Consider the following 12370-nt stretch of genomic DNA (forward strand, 5'->3'; position numbering starts at 1 on the left):
ATGAATCAATGTTTAACGGTAAGCCTGGAACCGTAATCAACCAATTGGCGATTGTACTCTTTTTCCATAAGCGGGGAAGAAATTAGAAAATCGGCACTTGCACGGTTGCATGCCATTGGAATATTATAAAGAACTGCAATGCGAAGAAGTGCCTTTACGTCCGGGTCATGCGGTTGTGCTGTCAAAGGGTCCCAGAAAAAAACCATAAAATCGATTCCATCATCCACAATTTTTGCCCCGATCTGTTGGTCTCCTCCGAGCGGGCCCGAAATAAACCGATGTACAGGCAGCTCAGCCCTTTCGTGGACTAACTTCCCGGTTGTGCCTGTTGCAGATAGCCTGTGTTTGGCAAGAGTCCCTTTATTATAAAGCACCCATTCCAACAAGTCTTCTTTTCTATTATCATGGGCGATCAAAACTATATTTTTCATAATCTCCATTTTTCTCTGAATTTGCGTCATGATATGATAGTTCTTGCCAAGTTCCTAGATTCAAGGAAAGTTTATAAAAAGCGTTATGGAAAAAATACTGTCTCGTTTCTATTTTTCAATTTTAGTCCTTATTTCTATTTTTCCCCAGGGAAGAACGAACGCTGATTCCCAAAGTTCAGTCTCTAAAAATACATCCGATTCCAAAATCGAACAAATTCTACCCTCTTCCCCGGATAAGGATTCTCCTTGGGGAACAGGGCCGGAACGGTTCAAAGAAATGGAAATTCTGGATTTAGTAGATGAGGCCTCTTCCCAACGAAGGTGGAAGGAAGCGAACAAGGAGTATTCTTCCGGCATCGAAGGATTTGAAATCGCAAGCAGGTCGGTTGCAAAAAAAAGAGAGGAAGCAAAATCCCTTATCTATTACGAAGATCGTTATGATTGGCAAAGAAAAGCACGTAACGAAACAAGAGAAAAAGAATTTCAAAAAATCCTAGCGGAAGCCCGCAATCAGGCAATCCTCCGGTTGATCAAAGCAATGGCATATCTTGATAAGATAGAAAACCCAAAGGTAAAATCAAGTGAGCCTTATTTGGATTTAAAATCAGGCCTGTATAGGGAATACATCAAACACCAAGATGCATTTAAAAATTATATGCAATCTGCGGATTTTTTAGAAAGATACATCAGTCTTTCTGAAAAAAATGAAAAGGAAGCGGAACCACATCGTCTACTAGCACTTTCCTATGAAAAATTGGAATCAAATGCAACCAAAGGGAAAAACCCCTCCATTGCAGAAGAATGGAGAGAGTCCAAAAAGAAACATCTATTGCGGTTTGCAGAATTACATTACGGGAGAGAATCCAAAGAATTTACTGCGATCGAAGAAAAGGTAGCTCGGGATATCTGATCACATCCCAAGCTTTGCTTTCAATGCCTTGTTTTCTTCTACCAGGTCCCTGATTTCCTGTTCCGTATATTGGAAAAGTCTGTCTTGCGCTTTTAAAATTTTGTCCAAGTTCATCTCTTCTATCCTGGAATAATTCAATACTTCTTCTGTGGCCTTTTGAAGCTCTAACGCTTGTTTGAGTTCTCTTTCTCTTAATACATCCAACTGTTCGCTTGCTTTCACCCTACCGTGAAGTTCGATCATCTCTTGGTTTTTAAGATCGGTTACTTTTTCCAAAGCAAGGTTGATTCCTGCTTGGGATTTTTTTACCTGCTCTTCATATTGAAGTATGGATTTCAATGCATCGTTTTCTCTTTTGGAATCTTCATATTCTCTGTGAGCAAGTGTAAAGACTCCTTCAAAAAAGCCTACGTTCTGCAAACAACTGTTACCTATCTCCAACGCTGCCGCCTTATAAAATTCGGCTTGGATGGAACGGTCCAAAATCAATCGCAACTCTTGGGTACGAATCGGATTTTCTAAAACCAAAAATCTGGAATTTTGATCAAAATCCTTTTGGATTTGAGCGCCTCCGTCTTCCGAGTGAACCAAAATCACAGACAAAAAAGGATGCAATTCGAATTCTTTTTTGATTTTGGTTTGAATGGTTTTCCATTCGGAAAGACTGACTTGTAAAAATAGAATATTAATATCATTAGCTGATAGTTCGATTTTTCCAATTTCACTGAGAGAAATATTATTCACTTGGATTTTGATTTTCGGATGTTTCCATAACTCCAAAGGAAATGCACGGGTATGGGAAAGATTCCAAATAATAGAAGTTTTCAACGATATGACTCCAAAAAGATCTTCTAATTGATTGAACACGCCAAGGAGGGAATTTTCCAGCAAAATTTTACCTTTTATCCCTGTTTCCTAAATCGATTTTTAAGGCCCTGCCAGCGATTTTTGGTCTGGTCCCAAACCTCGCCACATTTGTCCTTCGCTTTAAAATAGAAACCCAATTTGGCCCGGACCGACTCAGGTAGCTTTGCATCTGTTCTAGATACCATAATATAAACGGAAATTCCAGCAATTACCATATTTGCAGACCAAGGACCAACCCAATCGGGAACATTTGCTTTATAAGAAATTCCCGAACCAAATATAAAAAACAAATAATAAATCAGTAAAAATACAACTGCAAGCGTAAAACTCATCCCTTTTCCGGATCTTTTGACTACAAGCCCCAAGGGAAAGGAAAGAAAGAAAAAAATCTGACAAGACAGAGGGGTTGCAAACCGCTTATGAATCTCCACATTGAAAGAAGTAAGTGTTTTTTTAGATTCATTCAGAAGTTCTGTCAATTGAGAAAAAATAGAAAATTTTTGTGTAAGTTCGGACTGATCCATTGTTCCATTCGATTGGCCCAGAATAATTTCATATTTCAGTTGCTCTACAATTCCCCGGAGCCCATCCACACCTTTGATGGACATTCCCATTTCCTTTAGCATCTCAAGACCAGGGATATTTTCCAGACCTTCACTTTCTATGGAATTGCGAATATGAATGAGCATAGGAAGTGAGAAAGTATCCGGCTTTACATTGATCCCCAAAGTTTTGGTTTCTTGTTTGGGTGGAACATTATAGTCCATTTCTCCGTTCAAAAAATTGGTAATACTGATCCCGCCGTTTTCAGCATTCCATTCTACGACAAAACCTTTCTTCAAACGAATGGACTTTTCATATTCGCCTTTCGGATTTTTTTTCTCGACTAACATTCCTTCTTTGGCGTTGATGATTTGGGTGACTTTGGACCCCCCCATAGGAATGGCAAGATTATTGAACATGATATAATCTGTTCCTTCAGCGGAAATCTGCCATTCCCGGATTTGAACCTTGCTTAGGTTGCCTTCGTTATCCACTCCGCCAGAATAGAGAGTCCTGCCCTTTTCCGCAAAAAGATCCTGAGTTTTATCTCCGGAAAACTGACCCGGTTGAATAGCAAGTAACGGATTGTAGGTGGTAATCCAATTATCAAACTCTTTCATCTTTCTGGTATTTTCCGGACCAAGATAAAAATTAAGATATCCTACAATCAAAGCCATTACAAAGCCGAATGCCAAAAAGTTTGAATAGATGAATGGAAAGGAAACACCGGAAGCACGCATTGCAGTAATTTCAGAATCACCTGACAAACGTCCTGCGGCCATAATTCCTGACATGAGACATGCCATCGGAATCGTCATCGGCAATGTATTTCCGAAAACATAGCCCATATAATCCAAGAGCCTGAAAAAATCGATTCCCTTACCTACAAATAAACCGATCATCTTTTGAATGGCAACCGCCATATAGATCATGGTAAAAAAAGACAATGCTACCAAAAAAGGACTTAGAATTTCTTTTAGAATATAAATACGTAAGATAGGAGGTTTAAATCTTTTAAAAAAACCTCCTTTATCCGTATGGACTTGGAAACCGGGGGGCAGATCCTCTTTGGAAAAAACCCTTACGGTTCTTAGATCTACCTTCTTCGTATTATCCACGAACCGCCTTTCCCCGAAGGGTTGCACTGGATGCGGATTCGATTTGTACTGGAATGGTTTTTCCAATCCAATCTTTGGGATCATTACTTTCCCCCGAAGGGATAGGGAATACGATCATCCTTCCGCAATGGGATCTGCCACATAACTCAAGTTTGCTTTTTTTGGAGGTGTTTTCAACGAGTACGTCAAATGTAGTTCCTATTTTCGCGTTATTTCTTTCGTGGGATACTTTGGTTTGCAAATCCACGAGTTCTATGAGTCTTTGTGATTTTTCCTCTTCCGAAACGTCATCAATAAACTTTCGCTTGGCGATCGTCCCTTCCCTTTCGGAATATTTGAACATATAGGACATATCGTATCCAACTTCTTTCACGACTTTCAGCGTCTCTTCGAATTCTTCTCTGGTTTCACCGGGAAATCCGACGATAATGTCCGAAGTGATCCCGACATCGGGAATTTTTTTTCGGATCATATCGACCACGTCCAAATATTCCTTTTGAGTATAACTTCGTTTCATGTCCCTGAGCACTTTATCATTACCTGCTTGCAAAGGCATATGAATTTGAGAGGAAAATCTTTCCTCTCCCGCCATAAGATCGATTAGGTGAACTGGAAAATCTTTGGGATGAGGGGAAGTAAAACGAAGTCTTTCGATTTTTGTTTGTTTTAAAATTTCTTCTACCAGAACGGCAAAATCGGATTGTTCGTGAGCATAACTATTTACATTTTGTCCGAGGAGAGTCACCTGTCGGACTCCGACGTCAATCAGTCCTTGGATTTCTCTGATAATGGACACGGGCTCTCTGCTTCTTTCTCTGCCACGGGTATAAGGAACCACACAGAAGGTACAAAAATTATTGCAACCTCGCATAATTGTAACAAAGGCTTGGATTCCGTTGATTACCTTCGGTTCCAATTCATCATAAGTTTCCAATTTGGACAGACGGGTGAGTTGTACATCTCTTTCCCCTCCTCGGATTTTTTTAATCAGATCGGGAAGGTTGCGATAATTGTCAGGACCTACAATCAAATCCAGAGGAAGTTCCTGATGGAACAGATCTTCTCCCAGATTTTGTGCCATACAACCCAAAACACCGATCACCAGATTCGGATTTTTTTTCTTTAAATAGCCAAGGGACTGGAGTCTGCCGTAAATTTTTGCATGAGCGTTTTCACGCACGGCACAAGTGTTTAAAAAAATAATATCAGAGTCTTCAATGGTGGTTGCGGATTCGTAATTTTCTTTTTTGAAAAGCTCCCGGACGATACCGGAATCGTATTCGTTCATTTGACACCCGTAGGTTTCCACGAAAACCTTACCCAATTCTACTGGGTGAGAAATAGATTCCGATTCTTGAAGGGACAGACTCATATAATTCTATGATTTTTCAAAAAATCGTCTTGTAAAGCAAAGAACATCCCTAATCTCATAGGAATCTCGGGGATCACTCCTTGGAATCATTATGCCGAAAGTCCGAATGGAAACATATTATGAAACCCTTTGCGTTTCTAGGACGGCAAAACAGGAAGAAATTATCTCTCAATACGAGGATTTAAAGGGATTCTGGGTATCTTTGCTTCCCAAAGTTCCTTTTGAGGCGGAAACAAAGCTGATAGAATTGACTCGTGCCTTTCAAGTTCTAAACAATCCCGATAATAGAAAACATTATGATGAATCTCTGGATTTTGATTTTGTGCTTTTGGACGGAAAAACGAAAGATCCTGAAATGGAAGAAGCCTATTCGGTTTATAGGGCCACTCACGGGAAAACCTATATTGAAATACTAACGGAATTTAGTCGGTTTAAAGAAGAATTGGGCGATACTCTTTGGATGTTAAAAACGAGCACACTCTATCTTTTGGGAATATTATTCGTGTACACGATCCTGACTTTATCCCTTTCTTTTTTAGAAACATGGACGAGAAACTACGAAACATTTTATCAAAATACCAACAGATATCTGGTACCTGCATTTCTGGTTTTAGGATCCGCCGGATTTTTACTCTTTAGAAATTTTTTTCTGATCCCAAAAGCTAAACAAAGAAAAGAACTGAGAAAAAAACTTAATTAGATCCGGTCAAATCCTTAGGGAACAGAATCGGTAAAAGATTTGAAAAACACGCTCCGCTCAAATGGAGAGAATCCACAAAATCCTTACAAGTCCAGCGATTATCACTCACCGGATCAATGATAAAATAAGGACTGTTAGGTTTTGAATCCAATGTCCGGATGATTGAAAATGTTTCTCTATGAAAATCTTTCCAGATTCCCGATTCTTCCATCCGACGTCGAAGCGGCTCGGCTACTACAGGATAGTAAAACACGATAGGAATGTTTTTACCTTCCATAATTTGAACGATCTTTTTAAAGAAGTAGATCTGAGTGGACGCCAACTGGTAGTTTTTCAAATATTGATTGTATATGTTTTCTGCGTCTTTTTCCAAAAAGAAATCCGCATTTGCAAATTTGATTTCGTTTGGCAGTGCTCCGAATTTAATTCTATTGGCCAACTTGATCTTGTCCAGGTAGCCTCTTTTATGTTCTTTGCCTGTGATTCCAAGGCCAGCCACAGGAATAAAGCCAACTTCAATTTCCTTGTTATTTGCTTTGATTGCCGAGGGATCGAGAGGATATTTATAGAGAGCGAAAAGTTTCTTTAAAAAGTATGTTTCCACTTCATCCACGGAAAAACCGTCTGCATCCGTCTTCCAAGGATCTGCGGATTTCGATCTGTAAAAATCCAGATGTTCCATTACGAATCCCATATCATAAGAACCATTTAACGAATAGTCGATGGAAGACCTTGTAAACAAAATAGGATCAATCTCCACCATTACATAGGAAATGGGAAGTTTTTCCTCCAACATCCTCTGCAACCAATAGTATTGAAAAGAAGGAGGACCAAGCGGCGCAGCAAAATTAAAACTATTCGTATTCGGAACAAATTTTTTAATTTGGTCCGAATCAAATTCTCCGGAACGAGAACTGCCAAATATCAGTCCTATTTTTTTTGTAGGATCCTTTTTGTTTTCTTCCAACAAAACCTGATAAAGATCTTCTTTCAGTTCGTAAAAACTTCTTTCAATCTTCTTCCAGCTATGTGTGTTTTCCACAACGACTGGAAAAAAAAAGAATTTGTCGATTCCGAAGAGAATCAGACAAACTAACAAAGGATAAAATAAAAAAGGTTGTTTTTTCCAGCTCATATATGTTTCAGAATTGAAAATAAATAAATTCCGTTCCTCCGGGAGCGAGATATCCGAGCAAAACCAAAGAAAAGAAACCGAATGCAACGAGAAAACCGAGACTCTTTATCGTAGACCAATTGGTACGAGGGAAACTTTCTTTGGTTTGCAAATAGTTAAAAAGAAATGTAACAACTAACGAATATATTACGAATTCCGTTTTGACGATCCTTTCTCCCGAATGACCCAAGAAAGCATTGCTCAAAAGTTGCAGTGACCTAGGCATATCCGGTCCGTTGAAGAATGCAATTGTTATGGCAAAAAATGAAAACGCGTAAAATATACCCAATACCTTTCTATAGGTTGGCAAAGGCTTTTTGGTGTCGATACCTTTGGACTTCCGATAAGTTTCCCATTTTCTTTCTATACTGAGAGATATACCGTGCAAAAAACCCCACATAAAAAAGGTAATGTTCGCTCCGTGCCAAATCCCTGCGGCAGTAAAAGTTACAAGCAGATTGAAATACTGTCTGAGTTCCGAAACCCTAGACCCACCTAACGGTACATAGATGTAATCTTTGATCCAGGAAGAAAGAGTCATATGCCATTTCGCCCAAAGTTCCCGATTGGAAACGGATAGAAAAGGCGCCTTGAAATTTTCAGGCAAATCGATTCCTAGTAGCTTGCCGAGCCCACGTGCAATATCGGTGTATCCCGAAAAGTCGCAGAATACCCTCGCCGCATAACCGAACATAGCCATCCAATTTGTAAATCCGTCATAACCGTTCGGATTGGAAAATATTGGTTCGATGATAGGAGATAGATTGTCTGCGATGACAACTTTTTTAAGAAGTCCTAGAAATACCAGATATACCCCTTCGAAAAGCTGGTGTTTGTTCGCAGTCCATTTTTCCAACTGATAGAAAAATTCACCGTGCCGAACGATGGGACCTGCAACTAGCTGGGGAAAAAAGAAAATAAATAATCCGAACCGTAGGAAATTAGGATTTTCTTTCGCATCACCGCGTTTCACATCCACAGCATAAGCAATCATCTGAAAGCTGTAAAAACTGATCGCCAAAGGCAATGTGATCGAATCGAATCCGAACTGGCTATGCAAAAAATCCCGAATGAGCTCCGGTTGAAAAAACTGGGAACCGGTAAGATACAAAATACTGTCCCAGAAAAAGTAAAAGTATTTAAAGAAGAAAAGGTTACTTAAATTTACAAATAGGAGGAGATAAAAGAATTTTGAGTTCGGATCTTTCTGCACCCTTTGGTTGCATAGATGATTGAATAATACCAATGCTAAAAAATGAAATGCGAAAGGAATAGACCAGGCTGCATAAAACAGTATGGATACTAAAAATAAAAATACTAATCGGAAACTTCCTTTTACGGACCAATTTAAGATATACACAATTAGAAAAAAGGCAAGAAAACTGAGCGATGTGAATTTCATTTTAGATTGTTTCCATTTTTAAAATCTTTTCCGATTAATCAACTTGAATCACAAGACCTTTCAGATATTCCCCTTCCGGATGATAGATGGAAAATCCGTGATCAGGACTTTGGGTCATTTTATATAAAACTTTTACATTTCGTTTTGCATCTTTTGCCGCACCAAAAACGATCTTCTGAAATAAATCGGGAGAGATATGCTGGGAGCAGGAGAAAGTAAAGATAAGCCCGCCTTTTTTGATTTTGGAAATCGCTTTCAAGTTGATTTCCTTGTATCCCCTTGTTGCTTTGGGAACGGTTGCCGCTGATTTGGTGAATGCAGGAGGATCGAGTATGATCAAATCATAAAAATCCGAATCCATCGTCTTCAGATATTCGAAACTATCCGCTATGATACTCTCATGTTTTTTTAAAATCTCCGAATCAAAATTCAAAGCCAGATTTTTTTCACACAATTCAATTGCTGATTTGGAAATATCCAGGGTATGAACGAGGCTCGCAGCATTTGATAATGCATAAACGCTAAATGCACCCGAGTAACCGAATGTATTCAGAACTGTTTTTCCTTTTGAATATTCACCTAACAGAAACCTGTTTTCCTTTTGGTCCAGAAAGAATCCTGTCTTTTGACCGGATTCCAAGTCAGCAGTAAATTTAAATCCGTTTTCCAGAAATTCCGAAGTCTTTGCATTTCCTTTTAAATATTCGGAAATCATCTCATCGGAATGATCAGATTTTTCCTTTTTTTCCAGAATGGTTTCAAAACCTTTTTCTTTCAGAAAAGAAAACAAAGTCTGTTTATGAAGTCTGGCTCCGGGTGTGCGGAATAAAATCACCGCGGTCGCCGCATAACAGTCTACAATAAAACCCGGACATCCGTCTCCTTCCGAATTTAAAAAACGAAATGCATTTGTTTTGTTGGAATCAATTAGGTCTTTCTTATTTCGAAAAATAATCTCGAACCGGTCTTTCCAAAACTCTGGGGAGGCATCGCTCAACGTTTCCGTAAAAGAAAAAAGTCGAATCCTGATTTGGCTTTTCAGATCGTAGTGACCCCAACCGAGAAAACTCCCGGAAAACGACTCCACCCGTACAGTCTGACCGGGTTTCGTGTCCTTGGAAACGGATTCAATCGCCCCGGAAAATACCCAGGGATGGAAATTGAGAGCGGCTTTTTCTTTATCTTTTTTAAGTCGAATCGACATAAATTTCTTTAAAATGTCATTTAAATATTACAAAAATATGAATACTGAAACTAGGAATGAAATCTTCTCTATTTTCCTTTTTATTCATCTTTCTTCTGACTCTTGCGGAACTTACCGCAGAGACTGCTATTCCCCTCCAGATTGAGAATCTTGATTCTCCTGTCAGCTTAGATTCTGAGCCAGGTTCGGAATCGCCGTGGCTTGCCAAAGAAGGAGCTCTTTCCCAAGAGGAAATTCAAGGTTTGAATTTTTCGGATTTCAACAGGGAAGACTGGAAACCCGTCCGAGTCCCTGGAAATATTCTAAAGGATGTTCCCAAAATGAATCAAAAAAAGACAGTCTCTCTCTTGAAATGGGTCCGTCTTCCCAAAGATGTAAAGGGAAATCTCGCAGTCAGGTTGGGTGTGATCAACGATAGGGACAGAATTTATATAAACGGCAACTTTCTCGGAGGAAGCGGGAAATGGGATTCGGAAGAACCTCAATCCTATGACAAAATCAGACTGTATTCAATCCCTGACAAATTTTTGAATTATGGAAAAGAAAATTCAATCCTGATGATCATCCAACCTTACTTTGATTATACGGTTGGAGTCGAACAGGATAGAACGGAAATCGGACAAGCAGACAAACTTTTCAAAGACTATTATAGCGAAGAATATACAAAATTATTATTTTTAACGATTTATCTTACAGTCGGGGGATACTTTCTGTTTTTATTCGTTCGCAGAAGAAGAGAATCGGAAAACTTTTTCTTCGGATTGTTTTCGATAGGTCTCGTAGTTTACAATCTACTTCGCAATCAGATCAAATACGAATTCGGTCTCAGTTTCCTTCCCATGAAACAGGTTGAATACATCATTTTGGTAACACTCATTCCTTTGATGTTTCATTTTATCCGCAAATTATTCAATTACGAATACAGGCTTTTTTATAAGATTCTGGATGCTGTTGAACTCGGGTTTATCGTATCCTTTTTATTCACTTCCAATATAGAATATTATAACTTTATGACAACTAATGTGATTCAGCCGACTTGGTTGCTTTACGTGATCATTATTTTTTATTTTTTGATCAAAAAGATAAGGGAAAAGGACAGAAAGGCCTACTATATCATGGCTGGTCTTGTTATCATTATCCTTGCTACCGTATTGGACATTCTTTCGACAAGAGGAACGATTATTTTTCCAAGGATTTTAGGTTATTTCTTTTTGGCATTTATCGTCAGTTTGGCGACAATCCTCGCAAACTCGTTCGTAAAATTAAACGAAGAAGTGGAAGATCTCAACAAAAACCTGGAAAGGAAAGTAGAAGAACGGACAAATGCACTCAATCAAACCTTAAAAAAAGTCAACGAACTGAAAGACCAGCAAGACGGAGATTATTTTTTAACTTCCCTGCTTATCAATCCTCTGGCACGCAATGATAACAAGAGCCAAAACATTCTAACCGAGTTTTATTCCAAACAAAAGAAAAAGTTCGAATTCAGGGGCAAAAAACATGAGATAGGCGGAGATATCTGCATTTCTTCCAATTTGGAACTTTCTTCCAGACGTTATACGGTATTTGTGAACGCGGACGCAATGGGAAAGTCGATCCAAGGAGCCGGAGGTGCACTGGTTTTGGGAGTGGTCTTTCACGCAGTGCTTGCCAGATCTCAAACCGCAAACAACCAATCAAAATCTCCTGAAACATGGTTGAAAGAGATATTTATCGAACTTCAAACCGTATTCGAAAGTTTCGACGGCTCCATGTTACTTTCCCTTGCACTCGGTTTAATTGAAGAAAACACAGGATTTCTTTATTATATAAATGCAGAACACCCTTGGACGATTCTTTACAGAGACGAAAAGGCATCTTTTATCGAAGGAGAATTGTGGATTCGAAAACTAGGAATTCCCAAAAACGATGATAGTTTTTTCATTCAAACACTGCAACTTTATCCTGGAGATGTTCTTATCTGCGGATCGGACGGACGCGATGATTTGGCTCTACCTACAAGCAGCTTGGAAAATCGAGTCATCAACGAAGACGAAACATTGATTCTCGGATCTATTGAAAAATCGAAAGCGGATTTAAACCGGATTGTGGAGGATCTTTCAGATTACGGCGAATTTACTGACGATCTAACTTTACTTAAAGTTACTTATTTGGGTCCGGATCTACCTAAAATTGAAATCCCGGAACATTTGCAAACCACTTGGGAAGAAGCAAAAACAAAGGCAAAATCCGAAGAAATCAAAGAAGCATGTATTTTACTGGAATCCATTGTCAAAGAAATCCCCGAACAAGAATCGATACTTTCTTTACTAGGACAGGTTTATTATAAACTAAAGATATGGGAGGATGCTACAAATTATTTGGAAAAGGCGATTGCACTCCGCCCTGAGAAAGAAGATCTGATTCTACTACTCTCCATTGCTTTTAGAAAAAAAGGGGATTTCACCTTAGCGATTGATTGGGGGGAAAAATTGTTTTTAAGAAACCCTTGGAATACCAAAAACACAATCCATCTAACAAATCTTTATTGGAAGTCGGGAAACAAAAAAAGAGGTCTCTCCGTTTTAAAGAAAGCCATGTTAAACGATAAAGACAATGAAACCTATTTGGAATTGTACAATAAACTGGAGAGTTGAAATATTTCGGTTA

10 protein-coding genes are annotated in these 12370 nt (G+C 38.9%); 3 read left to right on the plus strand and 7 right to left on the minus strand.

Annotated features, from left to right (window positions below; genetic code table 11):
- Positions 1-5: 5 nt before the first annotated feature.
- Positions 6-440, minus strand: a complete 435-nt coding sequence (locus EHS11_RS15915; RefSeq protein ID WP_135765514.1) for a methylglyoxal synthase — start codon at positions 438-440, stop codon at positions 6-8.
- A 76-nt stretch (positions 441-516) separates the two neighbouring features.
- Between EHS11_RS15915 and EHS11_RS15920 the strand changes: the two genes are divergently transcribed.
- A complete protein-coding gene (locus EHS11_RS15920) occupies positions 517-1341 on the plus strand; it encodes an FcpA-related putative periplasmic flagellar protein (RefSeq protein WP_135765343.1) in 825 nt (274 codons plus the stop codon).
- Here EHS11_RS15920 and EHS11_RS15925 read toward each other — a convergent pair whose 3' ends face one another.
- The 3 genes from EHS11_RS15925 to miaB form a co-directional block, all read right to left on the minus strand.
- Entirely contained in the window at positions 1342-2175 is an 834-nt protein-coding gene (locus EHS11_RS15925) for a hypothetical protein (protein ID WP_210413709.1), read from the minus strand.
- Between the two features lie 68 nt (positions 2176-2243).
- Entirely contained in the window at positions 2244-3953 is a 1710-nt protein-coding gene (locus EHS11_RS15930; protein ID WP_135765345.1) for an LptF/LptG family permease, read from the minus strand.
- The gene (miaB, locus tag EHS11_RS15935) at positions 3862-5241 is read right to left on the minus strand and encodes a tRNA (N6-isopentenyl adenosine(37)-C2)-methylthiotransferase MiaB (RefSeq protein WP_135765346.1); all 1380 of its coding nucleotides are present in this window, start codon (positions 5239-5241) and stop codon (positions 3862-3864) included. The genes EHS11_RS15930 and miaB overlap by 92 nt, the downstream gene beginning before the upstream one ends.
- Positions 5242-5332: 91 nt before the next feature.
- Here miaB and EHS11_RS15940 point away from each other — a divergent pair, with 91 nt between their 5' ends.
- A complete protein-coding gene (locus EHS11_RS15940; RefSeq protein ID WP_135765347.1) occupies positions 5333-5941 on the plus strand; it encodes a DnaJ domain-containing protein in 609 nt (202 codons plus the stop codon).
- On the opposite strand, the gene EHS11_RS15945 is transcribed toward EHS11_RS15940, so the two are convergent.
- From EHS11_RS15945 to EHS11_RS15955, 3 genes are read right to left on the minus strand one after another with little or no spacing between them, the layout of a single operon-like run.
- A complete protein-coding gene (locus tag EHS11_RS15945; RefSeq protein ID WP_135765348.1) occupies positions 5934-7076 on the minus strand; it encodes a DUF1574 domain-containing protein in 1143 nt (380 codons plus the stop codon). The two genes, EHS11_RS15940 and EHS11_RS15945, sit on opposite strands and share 8 nt — an antisense overlap.
- 7 nt (positions 7077-7083) lie before the next feature.
- The gene (locus tag EHS11_RS15950; RefSeq protein WP_135765349.1) at positions 7084-8517 is read right to left on the minus strand and encodes an MBOAT family O-acyltransferase; all 1434 of its coding nucleotides are present in this window, start codon (positions 8515-8517) and stop codon (positions 7084-7086) included.
- Between the two features lie 34 nt (positions 8518-8551).
- Positions 8552-9721, minus strand: coding sequence for a class I SAM-dependent rRNA methyltransferase (locus EHS11_RS15955; RefSeq protein WP_135765350.1), 1170 nt, complete (start codon positions 9719-9721; stop codon positions 8552-8554).
- Positions 9722-9777: 56 nt separating this feature from the next.
- On the opposite strand from EHS11_RS15955, the gene EHS11_RS15960 reads away from it, so the two are divergent.
- Positions 9778-12357, plus strand: a complete 2580-nt coding sequence (locus tag EHS11_RS15960) for a SpoIIE family protein phosphatase (protein WP_135765351.1) — start codon at positions 9778-9780, stop codon at positions 12355-12357.
- Positions 12358-12370: the final 13 nt, after the last annotated feature.

Origin of the sequence: Leptospira ilyithenensis (assembly GCF_004771005.1) — a bacterium.
Classification (GTDB): Bacteria; Spirochaetota; Leptospiria; order Leptospirales; family Leptospiraceae; genus Leptospira_A; species Leptospira_A ilyithenensis.